Raw genomic sequence first — 19,079 nt, 5'->3', positions numbered from 1 at the left:
CCCGCCGCGCCCGCCCCTGGGGTGGGGCCGCGGTGGGCGGCGGGGGGGGGGGGCCCCCCCCCCCCCCCCCCCCCACTACAGGTAGGGATTTATGCACCTATGAAGCCCTGCGTCCCGCGGCCGTCGGCTGCTGCTGCTCGGCCGACGTCCCCGACCGCTGTGGTGGCACCACGGGGGTCGGGCGCACCAGGCCCAGCGCGACGACCTCATTGGCCAGCCGCGTGCGCCGGTTGGTGCCCTCAGGAATGCGGAACTTCTGGTACAGCCGCAGCAGGTGTTGCTTGACCGCGGCTTCGGTCACGACCAGGTCGTCGGCGATCTCGCGTGCGGTCGCCGGGGCGACGAACGCCTCATCCGACAGCGCCGGTCTGCAGAGCGAGGTCAGCACATCGACCTCGCGCCTCGTCAGCTCCGGCGCAGCGGCCCTGCGCAGTTCGACCTCGGGGGTGAAGTCCTCTCGGGGGACTCCGCCGATGCGACCGCGCGCCGCCCCGAAGGAGACGACGTCGCCGTCGTCAAGCACCCTCCGGGCGATCGGCCTGCCGTTCACCCGCGTGCCGTTGCGGGACAGGCCCAGATCAACGACGTACAGGTAGGGTCCTCGCCTGACGAACTCGGCATGGAGTCGAGACACACTCGGGTCGGTCAGCCGGATGTCTGCGCCCCGGCCCCTCCCTACCGTTGTGATCTCGGGGCGCAAGGGGACCACCTCGCCGGTGTCCTCGATGCGTATGAACGGCCCCTCCACGGCAGTTCCTCCCCAGGTAGCCCGCCGTAACTATTACTACAGCTCCGGCTTACCCAAACGAGGGGATGCGGAATCGCCTTTGCCATAAGGAGAATCCGGCATGAAATTGGTCTGGACCTTCGCGGACGGTTTTGCCAGCTCACAGGTAGACTTCGGGCGGAGATATGCGGAGGAAACACTCATGGCGGACAAGCCCACGAAAGGCCTGGCCGATGTCGTAGCCGCGTCCACAGCGCTCAGCGACATTGACGGGAAGGCCGGTCGCCTCTTCTATCGCGGATACGACATCCACGATCTGGCCGGCCGCGCGACGTTCGAAGAGACGGCTCACCTGCTGCAGCGTGGCAAGCTCCCCAACCGGGACGAGCTGGACAGGTACGGCCAGGAGTTGGTCCGGGGACGCGAGCTCGGCGCGCTGGTCGCCGCGAACATCTCGGAGATCGCCGAGAAGCAGAAACCGATGGAGGCCCTGCGCACGCTGGTCTCACTCGCCGGCGCGGACGACGCGGACAAGGACTCCATCGCTCCCGAGGCGAACCTGCGCAAGGCCGCCCGCCTGACCGCGCAGCAGCCCCTGCTGGTCGCCCGCTACCACGCCGCCCGCAACGGCGCCGAGGCCCCGGAGCCCGACCCGGCGCTGAGCATCGCGGCGAACTTCCTTCTGCAGGTCACCGGGCGCACTCCCGCCCAGCGCGAGGTCGAGATCTTCGACACCTGCCTGGTGCTGCACGCCGACCACACCATGAACGCCTCGACGTTCGCCGCCCGCGTCTGCGCCGCGACCCTGTCGGACATGCACTCGGCCATCGTCGCCGCCATCGGCACGCTCAAGGGCCCCCTGCACGGCGGCGCGAACGAGCAGGTCATGAAGACCCTCGAATCGATCTCGCCCACCGGGGTGGCGCAGGCCGTCCGCGAGAAGCTGGACGCCGGCGAGAAGATCATGGGCTTCGGCCACCGGGTCTACAAGACCGAGGATCCGCGGGCCACACATCTGCGCAGGATGTCGCAGGAACTCGCCGAATCGACCGGCGACGACACCTATTATCGGATGTCCAAGGAGATGGAGGAGGTCGTCTTCGAGATGAAGGGCCTCTATCCCAATGTCGACTTCTACGCGGCATCGGTCTATCACTATCTCGGCATTCCGACGGACCTATTCACGCCGGTCTTCTCGATCAGCCGCATGTCCGGCTGGACCGCGCACGTCATCGAGCAGCATGCCGACAACAGACTGATCCGCCCCGACAGTGAGTACATCGGTGAGCGTGATCAGAAGTGGAAGCCGATCGAGGAGCGTTGACCATTTCTAGGGAAAGCTGGGGGCCGTATCCGCTGATCTTGGCGGGTGCGGTCGTCGGCGTTGTCCTGATCTTTCTCGTGGACCCGCGGTGGGGCGGGTTCGCGCTGGGCGCCGCCATCATGGTGGCCGCCGCGCTCCGGTTCGCCGGGTACGGCGGGCTCGCCGTACGCAGCAAGAGGACCGACGTCATCACGCTCGGGGCGTTCGGATTCGTGCTCGTCCTTACCTCGCTGGTCTTGGCGAGCGACGAGCTCAAGGGGATCATCATGTCCCTTTTGGCCCGGTGACCGGGCAGTCCGATAGCCTCAATGTATCGATTTATTGAAGGGGAACCATTCGCATGCCCAAGATCAAGGTGGAGGGTCCGGTCGTCGAGCTTGACGGCGACGAGATGACCCGGATCATCTGGCAGTTCATCAAGGACCAGTTGATCCTTCCCTACCTCGACGTCGACCTGAAGTACTACGACCTCGGCATCGAGCACCGCGACGCCACGGATGACCAGGTCACGATCGACGCCGCCAACGCCATCAAGAAGTACGGCGTAGGCGTCAAATGCGCCACCATCACCCCGGACGAGGCGCGTGTCGAGGAGTTCGGCCTCAAGAAGATGTGGCGGTCTCCCAACGGGACCATCCGCAACATCCTCGGCGGCGTCATCTTCCGCGAGCCCATCATCATGTCGAACGTGCCGCGGCTCGTCCCCGGCTGGACCAAGCCGATCGTCGTCGGCCGCCACGCCTTCGGCGACCAGTACCGGGCCACCGACCTGAAGATCCCCGGCGAGGGCAAGCTGACCCTCACCTTCACCCCGAAGGACGGCTCCGAGCCGGTCGAGCTCGAGGTCTACGACTTCCCGAGCAGCGGTGTCGCCCTGGCGATGTACAACCTGGACGACTCGATCCGCGACTTCGCCCGCGCCTCCATGCGTTACGGCCTGGCTCGTAACTACCCGGTCTACCTCTCGACCAAGAACACGATCCTCAAGGCATACGACGGCCGGTTCAAGGACATCTTCGCCGAGGTCTTCGAGAGCGAGTTCAAGGCCGACTTCGAGAAGGCCGGCCTCACCTACGAGCACCGCCTGATCGACGACATGGTCGCCGCGGCGATGAAGTGGGAGGGCGGTTACGTCTGGGCCGCCAAGAACTACGACGGCGACGTCCAGTCCGACACCGTCGCGCAGGGCTTCGGCTCGCTCGGCCTGATGACCTCGGTCCTGATGACCCCCGACGGCCAGACCGTCGAGGCCGAGGCCGCTCACGGCACGGTGACGCGTCACTACCGCGAGCACCAGAAGGGCAACCCCACCTCCACGAACCCGATCGCCTCGATCTTCGCGTGGACCCGTGGCCTCGCCCACCGCGGCAAGCTGGACAACACCCCGGCCGTGACCGAGTTCGCCGACACGCTGGAGCAGGTCTGCATCGAGACCGTCGAGAGCGGTCTGATGACCAAGGACCTGGCACTGCTGGTCGGTGGCGACGCCAAGTGGCTCACCACCCAGGACTTCCTGGCGGCGCTGGACGAGAACCTCAAGAAGAAGATGGCCTGATCTTCCTCTACGTGGAGGGCCGCCCATCGGGCGGCCCTTTCGCGTTCTCCAGAACATCTCTTGGCCATTACAGAGCGTGGTCGAGACGATCCAATGGGTAAGAGTCCCTGGTAACAGTCACAGGCGTCCCAGGGAGTTCGGATGCGATTGCGTCTTTTGAGTGGGGTGGGGCTGATCGCGGTCACGGCGGTCGTGTGCGGCTGCGGTTCGGAGCCGGCCAAGAAGCCAGTGACCACCAAGGCCGACATGGCGGCGAAGCTGCAGCAGGTCAAGGCGGCCAAGATGGCGGCCGCGGCCAAGGTGAAGGCCAACGAGCTTGGGCAGATCCCGGTGCTGATGTTCCACCGGGTCATCAAGAACCCCGCGACCACTGACGACCGGACTCCCGAGCAGTTCAGGAGCGACCTCGAGCGCCTGGTCAAGGACGGGTACGTCCCGATCACCGCCGCCGAGTTCGTCACCGGGAAGATCGATATTCCGGCGGGCAAGCATGCCGTCGTGCTGACCTTCGACGACTCCTCGCCGTCACAGCTCACGCTGGACGAGATGGGCAACCTGGCGCCGGACACCGCGATCGGCATCCTGCGCGACGTGGCGGCGAAGAATCCCGGCTTCCGGCCGGTGGCCACGATGTACGTCACCCGCGACATGTTCGGCAAGACCGAGCACGACGAGCAGGCGCAGATGCTGCTGTGGCTCAAGGACAACGGGTTCGACATCGGCAACCACACGCGCGACCACCTCAACTTGCTGTCCCGGTCGGAGAAGGAGGTCGAGGAGCAGATCGCCACCATCCAGACGATGATCACCTCCTTGGGTGCCGCCAAGCCGGTGACCCTGGCCCTGCCGTACGGCAACCAGCCGCACAACAAGAAGTGGGCCATGCACGGCAAGCTCGGCGATGTGACCTACGATCACAGCGGTGTCTTCCTGGCCGGTTACACGCCCGCGCCCGCGCCGTTCAGCAAATCCTTCGACCCGCTGGGCATCCCGCGCATCAGGGCCATGGACAAGAAGGGCGACTGCACGCAGTTCTGCTCCGTGGCCTGGCTCGACTGGCTGAAGAGCAACCCGGACATGCGTTACACCTCGGACGGCGATCCGGCGACCGTGGCCTTCCCCAAGTTCAAGACGCCGTTCCTGCGGCCGGCCTTCAAGACGTGGGCTCTCGCGTACTGAACGTGATGCCTGCCCGGTGCAGGCGGTCGATCAGCGGGCGGCCCATCGCGGACGCCGTGGTGACCTGGCCCGCGATCTCCGGCACGTCGTCGAAGGCCAGGCAGAGCGCCGACTCGCCGAGCATCTTGGCCGTCTCGTCGTAGCCGGGGTCGCCGCCCGCGACCTCGGTGACGACCCGCCGCCCGCCGCCCTCGCCGAGGAAGGTGATCTTGAACCAGTTGCGGGCCCGCTGTTCGGGGGTGGGCCCGTCGCCCGGCTTGATGCGGCCCGCCATCCAGTCGCGTACCGGGGGGATCTGCGCGAGAGCCGCTATCGTCCCCGCTCCCGCCGCCACCGCGAGTGCGGCGGGCAGGCCCTTGACGGCGTAGTACTGGCGGTAGGTGAAGTCGGGCCCGTAGCGGTCGAGGAGGCGGGCCGAGCGGCCGACGATCTGCGGGTCCAGGCTCGGCATCGGCAGCGCCCAGCCGCCGACGTAACGCAGCCCGCCGGGCAGGGAGCTGATCCGGCGGCCCGGTGGCCGCGGCTCGGCCGCGCGCCGCCGCGCCGCCGCGTCGAGGAACTGCAGGGGGCGCGAGATGATCGCCATCGCGGAGGCCCGCGTGCCGCCGGACGCCCGCATCTCGCTCCTGAGGAACCCGCTGACCCTGAGCGGCACCTGCTCCGGCAACTGGCCGACCGTGAACAGCACGCCCAGGTCGTAGGGGATCGAGTCGAAGCCGCACGCGTGCACCAGCTTGGCGCCCGTCTTGGTGGCCGGCCGGTGGTGGCGGACGTACATCCGGTCCACGAACTCGGCCTCGCCGGTCAGGTCCAGATAGTGGGTGCCCGCCTCGGCGCAGGCGGCCACGAGCGGCTCTCCGTAACGGATATAGGGGCCGACGGTCGTGACGACGACACGCGTCGCGCGGGCGATCGCGGCCAGTGAGGCGGGGTCGGTGGCGTCGGCGACCAGGATCGGAGCGTCGATACCGAGTCGCTCCAGCTTGGCCCGGTCCCGTCCGGCCAGCGCCCAGCGCACCTCGGGCCCGGCCGCTTTGGCGAGGTAGGCCGCGGTGAGCGCCCCGGTGAATCCGCTCGCGCCGAACAGCACGATGTCGTACGTACGGGCCATATTCCCGAGCCTCCAGGTGTTTCACATCACTTTGCCCGATACTGTGCTTATTCGGCGTTTCTCCCGACGATGGTGATGCCGGGTGGCCATACTGCTCCTGGCGACAAACCGTGACGTCACGAACGGTTAACGGTTCCCTGAGAGCTTACTGAGCGTCGTAAAGTTTGCGTCGTTAGGCTTTGTTTGAACGTGGGGAAGATGAATGCCGCAGATCTCGCCGCTGGTCGCCGGCGACCCCGGCCAGCTGGGGTCGTTCCGGCTGGTCGGCCGGGTTGGGGAGGGCGGCCAGGGCATCGTCTACCTGGGCGTCACCGATGAGGGTGAGCAGGCTGCGATCAAGCTGCTGCATGTCAAGTTCAGCGGGGACACGATCGCCAGGTCGCGGTTCGCCAGGGAGCTGAAGGCGGCGCAGCGGGTGGCGTCGTTCTGCACGGCCCGGGTGATCGAGGCCGACCTCGACGGCGACACGCCGTACATCGCCAGCGAGTACATCGACGGGCGCGCGCTCAGGGACATCGTCGACGACGACGGCCCGCTGCGGGGGACGGCGCTCGACCGGCTGGCGATCGGGACGGCGACCGCGCTGACCGCGATCCACCACGCCTCGATCGTGCACCGCGACTTCAAGCCCGACAACGTGCTGATCGCCGCCGACGGGCCGCGTGTGGTGGACTTCGGCATCGCCAGGATCATCGATTCAAGCGGTACCATCACCAGCCGGGCCATCGGGACGCCCGCCTACATGGCGCCCGAGCAGATCGCCGGCGACGATGTCGGGCCTTATACCGACGTGTTCGCCTGGGGGGCGACGATCGCGTTCGCGGCCACCGGGGAGACCGTGTTCGAGGGCAACTCGATCGCGGTGGTGCTCAACCGGATCCTGAACCATGAGGTCGACGTCTCCATGCTGCCCGAGCCGCTGCGCGGCGTGGTGCGGTCGGCGCTGTCCAAGTCGCCCGACGACCGGCCCTCGGCCGACCAGATCCTGCTGCGGCTGCTCGGCCAGCCCGAGACGGTCGGGGCCTCCACGGCCCTGCTGACCCGGGGCGTGCAGGTGGCCAGCGACGACACCACCCCGTTCTTCAGGGTGCCGACGATGGGCACGGGCTCGCTGCCGAAAGCGCAGCTCATGCATCCGCCGGAGCAGTCCTCGGTGACCGGTGGCGAGCCGATCCCGTGGGCGACCGGCTCCACGCCGCCGCCCCGCATCCAGGACACGGGCCTGCCCGCGCCCGCCCGGGACACCGACCTGCCCGCGCCCGCCGGGGACACGGGTCCGCCCGCGCCGCGCCGCCGCCGGGCCTGGTGGTTCGCGCTGGCCGCGGCGGTCCTGCTGATCGGCTCGGCGTCGGTGGTGGCGGTACAGAACGACTGGGCGCAGCTCGTGTTCGGCAAGGGCACCTCGCCCGTTCCCGTCCCGCCCAACTCCTTCACCTCGGTGGTCGACAAGGTGGCGCAGACCAAGAAGATCGTGATCGGCGTGAAGGGCGATCTCCCCGGCGTCTCCCTGGAGCGCGACGGTGACTTCGAGGGGTTCGACATCGAGCTGGCCAAGCGCATCGCGCAGGAGCTCGGCGCCAAGCAGACCAAGTTCGTCAGGATCCCCAAGGCCGGCCGGGAGAAGGCGCTGGCCGACGGGACCGTGGACCTCGTGATCGCCACCTACTCCATCGACAAGAGCGAGGTCGAGTTCGCCGGCCCGTACTACGTGGCCCACCACGACCTCCTGGTCAGCGATGGCGACGCGATCGACGCGATCGACGACCTTCAGGGCAAGAAGATCTGCGCCCCCAACAGCCCGTCCGTCGGGAGTGTCCAGGCCCGGGTGAAGGTCCAGCTCGTCCCGGCGACCGACTACGCGCAGTGCATGGACAAGCTCAGGAGCGGCGAGGTCGACGCGGTGCCGGGCGAGGACATCATCCTGGCCGGCTTCGCCAGCCGGGAGAACCAGCGCTTCAAGATCCTCGGCGCCAAGCTCAACGACGAGCGCTATGCCATCGGCATCAAGCACGGAGACACGAGGACCTGCAAGGCGGCCGAAGGCGTCATCACCGCCCTGTACAAGGGGGGCGTCGTGAAGAGCCTGCTGGCCCAGTATTTCCGCAACGTGGACTTCACCCCCGAGCAGGACACGCCCTCGATGAACTCCTGCGGATGACGAACGGGTAGCATCCGAAAGTCAATGATTCACCCTCCGAGTTAGGGGAAGGCCATGGCCACGCCCGTCAAGGTGACCGTCACCGGAGCCGCCGGTCAGATCGGCTACGCACTGTTGTTCCGCATCGCGTCGGGGCAGCTGCTTGGCTCGAACGTCCCGGTCAAGCTCAGTCTGCTGGAGATCCCGCAGGCGGTGAAGGCAGCCGAGGGCACCGCCATGGAGCTCGACGACTGCGCGTTCCCGCTGCTGTCCGGCATCGAGATCACCGACGACCCGAACATCGCGTTCGCGGGTGCCAACGTCGCGCTGCTCGTCGGCGCCATGCCGCGTAAGGCGGGGATGGAGCGCGGCGACCTGCTCGGCGCCAACGGCGGCATCTTCGGCCCGCAGGGCAAGGCGATCAACGCGCACGCGGCCGACGACATCAGGGTCCTGGTCGTGGGCAACCCGGCCAACACCAACGCGCTCATCGCCCAGCAGAACGCGCCCGACGTCCCGGCCGACCGCTTCACCGCGATGACCCGCCTCGACCACAACCGCGCGCTGTCGCAGCTCGCCGCCAAGCTCCAGGTCCCGGTCACCGAGATCAAGAACATGACCATCTGGGGCAACCACTCGGCCACCCAATACCCGGACCTCTACCACGCCGAGGTCGGCGGCAAGATCGCGGCCGAGCAGGTGGAGTCCGAGTGGCTGCGCGACACGTTCATCCCGACGGTGGCCAAGCGCGGTGCCGCCATCATCGAGGCCCGCGGCGCCTCGTCCGCCGCCTCCGCGGCCAACGCCGCGATCGACCACGTCTACGACTGGGTCAACGGCACCGACTGGACCTCGGCCGCCGTCGTGTCGGACGGGTCTTACGGCGTGCCCGAGGGGCTCATCTCGTCGTTCCCGGTGCGGGCGGCCGGGGGGCAGTTCGAGATCATCCAGGGCCTGGAGATCGACGCGTTCTCCCGCGAGCGCATCGACGCCAGCGTGCGCGAGCTCACCGAGGAGCGCGACGCGGTGGCGTCGCTCGGCCTGATCTGATCCGTCCTGGTCTGTCCTGACAAGACGCGCGTCCGTTTTCCGGGCGCGCGTCTTGTTATGCGGCTTATGTACGATTTGCGGCTTATTTCCCTTTTGTGAATCTAAGGGCACAGGGTGATATCCGCGGCCGGAGCCGGCGGCGAGGTGGCGAATAACACCCCTGCCGCCGCGGCAAGGCTGCCGAGGAGAACGAGGACGCCGAAGAGTACCTTCGTGACCCTTGGTGAAAAGCTCCTCACATTTCGATATCACAGCACATATCTGGACTTCCTATACCGATTTCCCGGAAAGCGCTCCCCAAGCGTCAGAGACGATGTCCCGCAGGGACGCGCGCTCGGCCTTCCAGCCCAGCTCGCGCCGGATCTTCTCGGACGACGCGACGAGCACGGCCGGGTCGCCCGCCCGGCGTGGTCCGAGGACGGCGGGAATGTCGTGGCCGGTGACCTCGCGGCAGACCGAGATCACCTCCTGGACGGAGAAGCCGGCGCCGCTGCCCAGGTTGTAGATCTTGTGCTCCCCCGGGGAGAGCGCTTCCAGCGCCAGCAGGTGGGCGACCGCCAGGTCGGCCACATGGACGTAGTCGCGCACGCACGTGCCGTCGTCCGTCGGGTAGTCGGTGCCGAACACGCTGACCGAGTCGCGCTCGCCGGTGGCCACCTTGAGCACGTTCGGGATGAGATGGGTCTCGATGGCGTGCCGCTCGCGGTAGCGGCCGTACGCGCCTGCCACGTTGAAGTACCGCAGGCTCACCGCTCCGAGGCCGTGCAGGCCCGCGTAGGCGGTCAGGGCGGTGTCCACGGCCAGCTTCGAGGCGCCGTAGGGGTTGGTGGGCCGGGTCGGGTCGGTCTCCAGGATGGGGGAGCGCTCGGGCTCGCCGTACGTGGCCGCGGTCGAGGAGAACACGATCCCGCGCACGCCCTGCTCGCGCATCGCGTCGAGCAGCGCCAGCGTGCCGCCCAGGTTGTGCGACCAGTAAAGGCCGGGCTTCTCCACCGACTCGCCGACCAGCGACTTGGCCGCGAAGTGCAGCACCGCCTCGACGCCCGCCAGCGCGTCGTGGGCCTCGGTGATGGAGCCGCGGACGAACCGCGCCCCCTCCGGCACCGCGTCCTCGTGGCCGGTCGACAGGTCGTCGAGCACGGTCACCTCGTGGCCCGACTCGACGAGCTGGGCCGCAACGACACTGCCCACATATCCGGCGCCTCCGGTGACCAGCAACCTCATGTTTACTCCTGTGGCTATATGTTTGATTTTGTCGGGCTCGGGCTTCAGCATACGCGGGAAATCCGACGAGTACGCTGCCAACCACCATGTTTGACACCCTCGCGGCCAATATCGCGCTGGTCCTGCTGTTCATCCTCGTCGGTGGCTTCTTCGCCGCCGCCGAGATGGCGATGGTCTCCCTGCGGGAGAGCCAGGTGCGCAAGCTCGCCCAGAAAGGTCGCCGCGGCGAGCGGGTGGCCAAGCTCGCCCAAGACCCGAACCGCTTCCTGTCGGCGGTGCAGATCGGGGTGACCGTCGCCACCATGCTGTCGGCCGCGTTCGGCGCCGACCGGCTCGGCATGCAGTTCGTGCCCGTGCTCGAAGGGTGGAACGTGCCCCACGCCGTCGCACCCGTACTCGCGCTGGTGCTGGTGACGCTCGCCATCTCGTACGTCTCTCTCGTGCTCGGTGAGCTGGCACCCAAACGCCTGGCCCTGCAACGGGCCGAGGGACTTTCGCTGGTCGTGGCGCCCTTTCTGGACCGCGTCGCCATGCTGTCGCGCCCGATCATCTGGGCGCTGTCGAAGTCGACCGACGGCGTGGTCAGGCTGCTCGGCGGCAACCCGCAGGCCGACCGGGAGGAGGTCACCACCGAGGAACTCCGCGACATGGTCGTCGGGCACACCGACCTGACCGCCGACGAGCGCAAGCTGATCGCCGAGGTGTTCGCCGCGGGCAAGCGCCAGCTCCGCGAGGTCATGCTGCCTCGTACCGAGGTGGAGTTCATGGAGGCCGACACCACGCTGGCGGAGGCGGCGGTGCTGGCCTCGGGGCTGCCGCACTCGCGCTTCCCCGTCTATCGCGAGTCGTACGACGAGGTCATCGGGTTCGTGCACGTCAGGGACCTGCTCGACCCGGTGCTCACCGGGCGGATCGAGCCGATCAGCGAGCTGGTGCCGATCCGGCCGGTCAAGTTCGTACCGGCTTCCAAGCGCCTGCTCACCACCCTCTCGGAGATGCGCGACGAGGGCCACCACCTGGCCATCGTCGTCGACGAGTACGGCGGGACGGCCGGCATCGTCACGCTGGAGGACCTGGTCGAGGAGCTCATCGGCGACATCAGGGACGAGTACGACGTCGAGGGCGACACCGTGGTCCTCCCGGCGGGCGAGATGGAGATCGACGGCTTGACGAACCTCAACGACTTCTACGCTCAGACCGGCATCCGGCTGGCCGACGGCCCGTACGAGACGCTGGGCGGGTTCGTGATGTCCGTCCTCGGCCACGTGGCCGCCTGCGGGGAGGTGGTGGAGGTGCCCGGCTTCGAGCTGACCGTCACCGAACTCGACGGCCGCCGTATCGCCAGAGTGAGAGTGAAACGGCGTCCGGTCGTCGAGTCGCCGCCCGACCTGGATTCCTGACACAATTGGCTGCTATGGCCAGACCTCGTGTCCTCTCCGGCATCCAGCCCACCGCAGACTCCTTCCACCTGGGCAACTACCTGGGTGCGGTCCGCCAATGGGTGACGCTGCAGGAGACTCATGACGCCTTCTACTGCGTCGTCGACCTCCACGCGATCACCGTGCCGACGGAGCCGGCCGCGCTGCGCCGCCGCACCCGCGTGGCCGCCGCCCAGCTGTTCGCCGCCGGGCTCGACCCCGAGCGCTCGACGGTGTTCGTGCAGTCGCACGTCCGGGAGCACACCGAGCTGGCCTGGGTCCTCATCTGCCTGACGGGCATGGGCGAGGCGGCCAGGATGACGCAGTTCAAGGACAAGTCCGCCAAGTTCGGGGAGAACGCGGCCAGCGTCGGGCTCTTCACCTATCCGGTGCTCCAAGCGGCCGACATCCTGCTTTATCAGGCCAACAGCGTGCCGGTCGGCGCCGACCAGAAGCAGCACCTGGAGCTGACCCGCGACCTCGCCCAGCGGTTCAACCACCGCCTCGGCGACACGTTCACCATCCCCGAGCCGTACATCCTCAAGGAGGTCGAGAAGATCACCGACCTCCAGGACCCGACGGCCAAGATGTCCAAGTCCTCCTCCAGCCCCGCGGGCATCCTCGACGTCCTGGAGCAGCCGGGGCCGCTGCGCAAGAAGGTCATGCGCGCGGTCACGGACACGGGGTCCGAGGTCCTGTTCGACGAGGACGGCAAGCCCGGCATCTCCAACCTGCTCCGCATCCTGTCCGCGCTCACCGCCACGCCGATCCCCGACCTGGTCGCGCGTTACGCCGGGCAGGGATACGGGACGTTCAAGAAGGACGTGGCGGAGGCCGTGGTGGAGGCGTTCACCCCCATCCGGGAGCGCACGGAGAAGCTGCTGGCCGACGAGACCGAGCTGGACCGCCTGCTGTCCATCGGCGCCGAGCGCGCCGGCGCCGTGGCCCGCCAGACCATGGCCGAGGTCCGCGACCGGGTCGGCTTCCTGCCCCGCCTCTGACATGCCCCGGCCGTCAGAGGCGTGATCTTCGGCAGATTTAAAGGGGAAGAGTCGGCAGATCTAAAGGCAGAGCTTCGGCAGATCTAAAGGCTGGGCTACAGCGCACGCGTGAGGGAAGCGGTCGACTACCTGCCCCGGCGTGCGGCTTCTCTGGTGTATGACGCACTTGAGGACACCCGTGTCGTCGTCGTCAATGGTGCTCGCCAGGTCGGTAAGAGCACCCTTGCCGAGCGGGTGCTGCGGCATGTCCCCGGCAGCGTCGCCGGGCAGGTGCCGCTTTCCGGTGATCAGTAGTCAAGACAGGGATCACCAGGGGACGACGACGCCCTCTCTCCTCGTCGCGTGCGCCGAGGAGCACCACGTGAGGTCCCACCTGTCAGGCGGGCCCGGTCACTAGCGGAAGCGGCGGCGGCCCACTGCCAGGAGCACCTCCCGGAGGGCGTCCGCCGCCTGTCGTACCGCTTCCTCCGGGACGCCCGCCATCACCTCCTCGTGCGCCTTCCCCGAGGCCTCCAGGGCGGTGTTGGCCAGGCGCAGGCCCTCGGGGGTGAGCTGGACCCATCGGCTGCGCGCGTCGCCCGTGTTGGCCGCCCGCTCCACGTACCCGGACGAGGTCAGGCGCTGCAGGACGTTGCTCGTGCCGCCCGAGGTGAGGTAGAGGCTCTTCGACAGCTCGCTGGGCTTGAGGCGGTGCGGGGGGCCGGTGCGGGTCAGGGCGGCGAGGACGTCGAACTCGGCGTAGGTCAGGCCAAGGTCCGCCAGCTCGGCCTTGATCGCCGACTCGAAGAGCATGTTGAGGCGGGACATGCGCTTGCTCAGTTCGAGGCCGGCGATGAGCGACGATGACAGGCCCGAGCCCTGCCAGCGGGGGACCATCGCGTCGACCTCATCGTGCTTCATGGGATCGAGGATACTTGGCAGTATATTGCTTTTCAAAAAGCTTCTTACTAAGATTTTTAGTATGACAACTTTGATCAGGAATGGGATCGTCGTCGACACGGAGCCGGAGCCGGTCGTGCTCGGGCAGGTGGATGTGCGGGTCGAGGGCGGCCGGATCGCCGAGGTGGGGCCGGATCTGCCTGAGGTGCCGGGGGCGGAGGTCATCGACGCGACCGGGATGATCGTGCTGCCCGGGTTCGTCGACAGCCACCGGCACACCTGGCAGGCCGGCATCAGGGCGATCGCGCCCGACATGACGTTCGGCGGATATCTGCGGCGCATCCTGGGCGAACTGGCCCCCGGCTACCGGCCCGAGGACGTCTACGCGGGGAACCTGGCCGGAGCGCTGGAGTGCCTGGACGCCGGGATCACCACGCTGCTCGACTGGTCGCATGTGCAGTTCACGCCCGAGCACACCGACTCCGCCGTGCGGGCGCTGCGCGAGTCCGGCATCAGGGCGATCTTCGGGTACTGCCATGGCGGCCCGCGCGCGAACCTGCTGAAGGAGGGGCGCCGGGTCCATGACGAGCACTTCGGTACGGCCGGCCTGGTCGGCATGGCGGTCGCCGCCCTCGGGCCGGAGATCGTCAGCGAGGAGGACGCGCTGGAGGAGTGGCGGCTGGCGCGCGAGCTCGACCTGCCCGTGACCGCGCACCTCGGCGGCCACAACAGGGAGAGCGCCACCAAGGGCCTGGCGTTCCTGGCGGCGAACGGGCTGCTGGCGCCGCGGACGACGTACGTGCACGCCAACCACTACAGCGATGACCAGCTCAAGCTCATCGCCGACAGCGGCGGTGGCGTGTCGGTGTCGCCGATCGACGAGATGACCCTGGGCATCGGTTACCCGATCAGCGGGCGGGCGCGGGCCGCCGGGATACCCACCTCGTTCAGCATCGACACCGTGACGTGCGCGCCCGGTGACATGTTCAGCCTGATGCGGACGGCGTTCGCGCTGGAGCGGGGTCGGCCCGACGGGCTGGGGCTGGGGTTCCGCGCCCGTGACGCGCTGCGGATGGCCACCATCGAGGGCGCCGAGGTGGTGGGGCTCGGTGACACCGTCGGCTCGCTGCGGGTCGGGAAGCAGGCCGACCTCGTGCTGCTGCGTACCGGCACGCTGGGCATGGCGGCCGCGCACGATCCGATCGGCGCGGTGGTGCTGAACGCCGACACCAGCGCCGTCGACACCGTCCTGGTCGCCGGGCAGGTGGTCAAGCGGGACGGGCGGCTGCTGCGCCACGACGTCACGGAAGTGCTCGCCAGACTCGCGGAATCAGCCCGCGCCGTGACCGCACCGCGCTCCTGACGGCACCGCGCTCCTGACCGCGCTCGGCCTCGCGTCTCGCGAGCTCTGCGGTTCACGAGCCCGCGGTTCACGAGCCCGCGGTTCGGGCGTCTCCGTGGTACAAGAGCGGTAGCCAGGGCAGGTGCCCGGTGACGGCGGGGCACCTCGGAAGGCGGCGCGCGGCACAGTGTTGGCGAAGGTGATGGCGCGCGTCGAGTCGGCCAAGGCACGGGGCGGCCGCATCGTCGAGTCCTGGCGGGTCCGCTGCCCCGGGCTCGACCATCTGATGAGGACCGTACAGCGCTACCAGCTGCGATTCGGCGACCGGCTGGCCGGCGCGGTGACCTACTTCGCGTTCCTGTCGTTCTTCCCGCTGATCGCGCTCGCCTACGCGCTGTTCGGGTACGTCCTGTCGAACGACACCAACGCGATCAGGGCGCTGGAAAAGGCGATCAAGGAGCAGTTGCCCGGGCTCGCCGACCAGATCAACCTCCAGGCCATCGCCGAGGCCAGGGCGACCGCCGGGGTCATCGGCCTGGCCGGTCTCCTCTACGCGGGCATGGGCGCGGTGGACGCGCTGCGCGGGGCGTTGGCGGAGATATCGATGACCACGGCCCCGCCGCTGAACTTCTTCGTCGGCAAGCTGCGCGACCTGATCTCCCTGCTCCTGCTCGGGGTCACCATGGTCGTGTCGGTGCTGATCGGCGGGGCCGCCACGCAGGCGACGACGAACGTCGCGACGACCCTCGGACTGGGCAGCGCGCCGGTGACGACCGGCACGCTCTGGCTGGTGGGACTGGTGGCCAGCGTGGTCGCCGACTGGCTGCTGTTCCTGATCGTGCTGGGCTGGGTGGGCAGGACCACCCAGCCCTTCCGGGTGCTGGCCAGGGGCGCGCTGCTCGGCGCCGTAGGGTTCGGGCTGCTCAAGCAGGTCGCGTCGCTGCTGCTGGCGCAGACGCTGTCCAACCCGGTCTACGGCGCGTTCGCCGTCATGGTGGGGCTGCTGGTGTGGATCAACCTGTCGGCCAGGTTCGTCCTGTACGTGGCGGCCTGGACGGCCACCGCCGGGCTCAACCCGCCGCCGTCGCCCTCACCCATCCCCTCGAACGGGTTCACCTGACCTCAGAGCCCTGAGCTCTCAGGGCCCTCAGGGCCTCGGGATCTCAGAGCCTTGAGCTCTCAGGGACCTCAGAGCCTTGAGCTCTCAGAGTCCTCCAGGCCTCGGGACCGCAGAGCCAAGCGTCGCCTGCGGCGGATGCCGCAGCCCAGCCAGACCAGGCCGAACAGCAGCCCGCCACCGATCACGATCGAGCCGACCGTGCGGCTGGTGTCCGTCTGCTTCGAGGCGGCCCTGTCGAGCAGCGGAGCCGTGACCGGCGGCGCGGTGACGACCGGCGCAGTCGCCTGCTGCGCGGGCAGGATGACCGGCAGCGGATCGACGAGCCGGCCGACCGGCGTGACCTTGCCCCGGGCGGCGAAGCCCCAGTCGAGCAGGTCCGCGACCTCGTCCCAGAAGTACCCGTCGTGCCGCATGATGGTCACGATGATCGTGTGGCCGCCACGCGTCGCGGCGCCGACGAAGCTGCCCAGGGCCTTGGACGTCCAGCCGTTCTTGACGCCGATCATGCCCTTGTAGCGCCACAGCAGCTTGTTGTGGTTGCTGATCTCGTAGTAGTTCTTGGGCGCCGGAAACTTCGCCGTCTTTGTGCTGATGTATCGCCGGAAATCGGGGTTCGCCAGGCCGGCCCGCGCGATGAGCGCCAGGTCGTACGCCGAACTGCTCTGTCCCGGTTTGTCCAGACCGCTGGGTGTCTTGGCCACCGTGTCGTTCGCCTGCAGGCGCTTGGCCTCGGCGTTCATGTCGCTCATGGTCTTGGCCAGGCTGCCGTTCGCCTCGGCCAGGGCCATCGCCGCGTCGTTGCCCGACGACATCATCAGCGCCCTGAACAGGTCGTCGACCTTGTAGAGCGGCTTTGTCGTCAAGCCGACGGCGGTGCCCTCCTGGTTGACCGCGTTCCTGCTGGGCTTGACCGTGCGGTTCTTGTCCAGCTTGGGGATGAGCGTGAGCGCGGTGAGCGTCTTCAGCGTGCTGGCCGGCAGGTAGCGGCCGTGCGGGTTCTTGGCCGCGAGCACCTCGCCGGTCTCCAGATCGGCGATCACGTACGACGTGGCCTTGGATTTCGGCGGTGCCTTGATGCCGTCGGGCTTCACCAGACCGCGGCCGCCCAGCAGATCCCCGCCGACCGGCGTCGTCGGCGCGGAATGGGCCGGCCCTGTGAGCGCGACCGCCGCGAGGAGTGCCGTGACAGGCACCAGTTTCATCAGCATGGCGGTCTCAGCGTAGCTTCGTGTCATTGCACATGTGCCGACACATCCCCCGATGCTCGGCGCCTGATACTAGAGAAGTGGTCATGTCGCGAAAGATCGCCGGATTCCTCATATTGCTCGGCGTGTTCATGGTGTTCGAGTGGGTCAACCTCGGGTTTAACCTGCAAGACGGCCATCCCACGAGCTTCTACGTGGTGCACGGCATCCTGATCGGAGTGAACCTCATACTCGCGATCGTGCTGGGCGTCATCGGCTGGAAGGGGCTCCGCCGAGCGCGCGACAGGTGAGCCGGTGCAACTCGTCGGCCTCCTCGCGGGAGTCGCCGATCGTGGTGAAGCCGAGCTTGCCGTGCTCGGGGATCGCACCGAGCAGGTGGAAGACGTTTCCGGTACGACGGGCGCGATCGAAGCCGAGACCGAGCTGCTCGACCATCCGGACGACCTGGCCGGGGGAGCGCCCGCGTAGGCAGCCGGCCGCGCAGTTGTCGGTCGCGGTGTAGTACTTGGGCTGGTCGCCGGCCATGAGCAGGCCGGTGGCCGGGTCGTAGGAGGCGCCGGTGGTCAGCACCGTGGCGCCGAAGGGATGCGTGGTGCCGCCGATCCGCAGGTTGACCTCGCACAGCAGCGCCGCGTAGCCGGCGTCGGTCTCCAGCGCGAAGAAGTCCATGCCGAACAGCCCCACCACGCCCCGCTCCGCCATGATGCGGGCGATCCGCTCGGCCGACGCGCCCACCTCGTCGCGGTATTCCGGCGCCGCCGGGAACGTGCAGCCCTGGTAGACGTCGTTGTTGGCGCCGCCGAGCACCTGGTCGTGGGTGGCGATGACGTAGTGCCGGCCGCCGGGCGTGATGCGGGCCAGCGCGCTGGGGTAGTGGAGCGGGCGCTGCTCGATGAACTCCTCGACCACCCCGCCGCGCTCGCGGATCTTCGTGGTGAAGCTCTTCCAGGTCTCGCCGTACGCGGAGAAGCTCGTCCGAGATGGGTCGCCCTTGGTCACGATGGCGTTGCCGAGGCCCGAGTAGCCGTCGTTCAGCTTGACCATCACCCGCTCGCCCGGCAGCGACTCGATGGCGTCCTCGATCTCGGCCAGGGAGTGCAGGTCGCCGAAGCCGCGGGCCATCGGCACGCCGGCCTCCTGGCCGACCTCGCGGGAGCCGCTCTTGGAGCCGTAATAGGCGAGCGACGTGGCCGGGCCGTAGACGGGAATGTTCAGGAACGAGGCCAGCTCCTCCTCCAGCTCGCTCAGCACGAACGGCACCATCCACGCGTCGCCGTCGATCGCCTCGCGTACCCGTTCGAGGACCTCGGGCCGCGAGAGCAGGGTTCTGGTCAGCGGCTGCGAGTGCGGGTCGTCGAGGCTGATCAGGCACAGCCGCTTGGCGGCGTCGTCCGGATCGGGCAGGAAGCCGAAGTAGTAGGCGATGATGTCCGGATCGATGGGCGCGGAGGAGAGGTAGACCACCTTGACGCCGGGTTCGCGGAGCGTGAGCAGGAGGAAGAGCAGCCGCTCCTCGTAGCACCTCGCCCCGGTGATGCGGCGGAGCTCATCCTGCGGAAGGGAGAGCGAGGGCACGACCACCAGGGTCCCCTCGCTCGGCTCGAAGATGCTCAACCCGGCATACTTCTCCCCGAACGGGATTTTAGTGATCATATTGCGAGTGAAACACGCAGTCTATACGAAAGCATCCATCGTCGGAGTGTCATGACCATGACGGAAGGTGACAGGATTCGAAATCCTTGACCACGTTTGGAAGTGGCGTCCACGGGTCACCAACTAATGATCCCTTGTGACTATTTTTCGGGTC

18 protein-coding genes are annotated in these 19,079 nt (G+C 68.1%); 12 read left to right on the top strand and 6 right to left on the bottom strand.

Annotated features, from left to right (window positions below; translation table 11 throughout):
- Positions 1–97: 97 nt before the first annotated feature.
- Positions 98–748, bottom strand: coding sequence for an FHA domain-containing protein (locus AB0F17_RS31775; RefSeq protein WP_219531308.1), 651 nt, complete (start codon positions 746–748; stop codon positions 98–100).
- Between the two features lie 181 nt (positions 749–929).
- Here AB0F17_RS31775 and AB0F17_RS31770 point away from each other — a divergent pair, with 181 nt between their 5' ends.
- From AB0F17_RS31770 to AB0F17_RS31755, 4 genes are all read left to right on the top strand, one after another.
- Complete coding sequence (locus AB0F17_RS31770) at positions 930–2,051, top strand: citrate/2-methylcitrate synthase (RefSeq protein ID WP_358030384.1); 1,122 nt, start codon at positions 930–932, stop codon at positions 2,049–2,051.
- Entirely contained in the window at positions 2,048–2,338 is a 291-nt protein-coding gene (locus AB0F17_RS31765) for a DUF3017 domain-containing protein (RefSeq protein WP_358030381.1), read from the top strand. Before AB0F17_RS31770 ends, AB0F17_RS31765 begins: the two co-directional genes overlap by 4 nt.
- A gap of 53 nt (positions 2,339–2,391) precedes the next feature.
- Positions 2,392–3,606, top strand: a complete 1,215-nt coding sequence (locus AB0F17_RS31760) for an NADP-dependent isocitrate dehydrogenase (RefSeq protein ID WP_358030379.1) — start codon at positions 2,392–2,394, stop codon at positions 3,604–3,606.
- Between the two features lie 141 nt (positions 3,607–3,747).
- Positions 3,748–4,785 (top strand): polysaccharide deacetylase family protein, encoded by a 1,038-nt coding sequence (locus AB0F17_RS31755; RefSeq protein WP_358030376.1) that lies wholly within the window; start codon positions 3,748–3,750, stop codon positions 4,783–4,785.
- Here AB0F17_RS31755 and AB0F17_RS31750 read toward each other — a convergent pair.
- Positions 4,760–5,896, bottom strand: a complete 1,137-nt coding sequence (locus tag AB0F17_RS31750) for a saccharopine dehydrogenase NADP-binding domain-containing protein (protein WP_358030373.1) — start codon at positions 5,894–5,896, stop codon at positions 4,760–4,762. The two genes, AB0F17_RS31755 and AB0F17_RS31750, sit on opposite strands and share 26 nt — an antisense overlap.
- A 202-nt stretch (positions 5,897–6,098) precedes the next feature.
- Between AB0F17_RS31750 and AB0F17_RS31745 the strand changes: the two genes are divergently transcribed.
- Complete coding sequence (locus AB0F17_RS31745) at positions 6,099–8,054, top strand: serine/threonine-protein kinase (RefSeq protein ID WP_358030370.1); 1,956 nt, start codon at positions 6,099–6,101, stop codon at positions 8,052–8,054.
- A 54-nt stretch (positions 8,055–8,108) separates the two neighbouring features.
- A complete protein-coding gene (locus AB0F17_RS31740) occupies positions 8,109–9,083 on the top strand; it encodes a malate dehydrogenase (protein ID WP_358030367.1) in 975 nt (324 codons plus the stop codon).
- 270 nt (positions 9,084–9,353) lie between these two features.
- On the opposite strand, the gene galE is transcribed toward AB0F17_RS31740, so the two are convergent.
- Positions 9,354–10,307 (bottom strand): UDP-glucose 4-epimerase GalE, encoded by a 954-nt coding sequence (galE, locus tag AB0F17_RS31735; RefSeq protein WP_358030365.1) that lies wholly within the window; start codon positions 10,305–10,307, stop codon positions 9,354–9,356.
- A gap of 86 nt (positions 10,308–10,393) precedes the next feature.
- Between galE and AB0F17_RS31730 the strand changes: the two genes are divergently transcribed.
- From AB0F17_RS31730 to AB0F17_RS31720, 3 genes are all read left to right on the top strand, one after another.
- On the top strand, positions 10,394–11,707 hold the full coding sequence (locus AB0F17_RS31730; RefSeq protein ID WP_358030362.1) for a hemolysin family protein: 1,314 nt from the start codon (positions 10,394–10,396) through the stop codon (positions 11,705–11,707).
- A gap of 14 nt (positions 11,708–11,721) precedes the next feature.
- Complete coding sequence (gene trpS / locus AB0F17_RS31725) at positions 11,722–12,726, top strand: tryptophan--tRNA ligase (RefSeq protein ID WP_358030359.1); 1,005 nt, start codon at positions 11,722–11,724, stop codon at positions 12,724–12,726.
- A 108-nt stretch (positions 12,727–12,834) separates the two neighbouring features.
- Positions 12,835–13,020, top strand: coding sequence for a hypothetical protein (locus tag AB0F17_RS31720; RefSeq protein WP_358030357.1), 186 nt, complete (start codon positions 12,835–12,837; stop codon positions 13,018–13,020).
- Positions 13,021–13,119: 99 nt separating this feature from the next.
- On the opposite strand, the gene AB0F17_RS31715 is transcribed toward AB0F17_RS31720, so the two are convergent.
- Positions 13,120–13,626: a MarR family transcriptional regulator gene (locus AB0F17_RS31715; RefSeq protein ID WP_358030355.1), complete on the bottom strand. Its 507-nt coding sequence runs from the start codon at positions 13,624–13,626 to the stop codon at positions 13,120–13,122.
- Positions 13,627–13,687: 61 nt separating this feature from the next.
- On the opposite strand from AB0F17_RS31715, the gene AB0F17_RS31710 reads away from it, so the two are divergent.
- Both AB0F17_RS31710 and AB0F17_RS31705 read left to right on the top strand, forming a co-directional pair.
- A complete protein-coding gene (locus AB0F17_RS31710) occupies positions 13,688–14,968 on the top strand; it encodes an amidohydrolase family protein (RefSeq protein WP_358030353.1) in 1,281 nt (426 codons plus the stop codon).
- A 181-nt stretch (positions 14,969–15,149) separates the two neighbouring features.
- Entirely contained in the window at positions 15,150–16,067 is a 918-nt protein-coding gene (locus AB0F17_RS31705; RefSeq protein ID WP_358030350.1) for a YihY/virulence factor BrkB family protein, read from the top strand.
- 68 nt (positions 16,068–16,135) lie between these two features.
- Here the strand turns inward: AB0F17_RS31705 and AB0F17_RS31700 are convergent, their stop codons facing one another.
- Positions 16,136–17,275 (bottom strand): D-alanyl-D-alanine carboxypeptidase, encoded by a 1,140-nt coding sequence (locus tag AB0F17_RS31700; RefSeq protein WP_358030347.1) that lies wholly within the window; start codon positions 17,273–17,275, stop codon positions 16,136–16,138.
- A gap of 83 nt (positions 17,276–17,358) precedes the next feature.
- Between AB0F17_RS31700 and AB0F17_RS31695 the strand changes: the two genes are divergently transcribed.
- Positions 17,359–17,562, top strand: a complete 204-nt coding sequence (locus AB0F17_RS31695; RefSeq protein WP_250904727.1) for an SCO4848 family membrane protein — start codon at positions 17,359–17,361, stop codon at positions 17,560–17,562.
- Here AB0F17_RS31695 and AB0F17_RS31690 read toward each other — a convergent pair.
- Positions 17,522–18,925, bottom strand: a complete 1,404-nt coding sequence (locus AB0F17_RS31690; protein WP_358030344.1) for a peptide ligase PGM1-related protein — start codon at positions 18,923–18,925, stop codon at positions 17,522–17,524. The genes AB0F17_RS31695 and AB0F17_RS31690 overlap by 41 nt on opposite strands.
- Between the last annotated feature and the right edge of the window lie 154 nt (positions 18,926–19,079).

The organism is Nonomuraea sp. NPDC026600 (genome assembly GCF_040638335.1).
Lineage (GTDB): Bacteria > Actinomycetota > Actinomycetes > Streptosporangiales > Streptosporangiaceae > Nonomuraea.
This window is presented reverse-complemented; position numbering and strand designations above follow the sequence as displayed.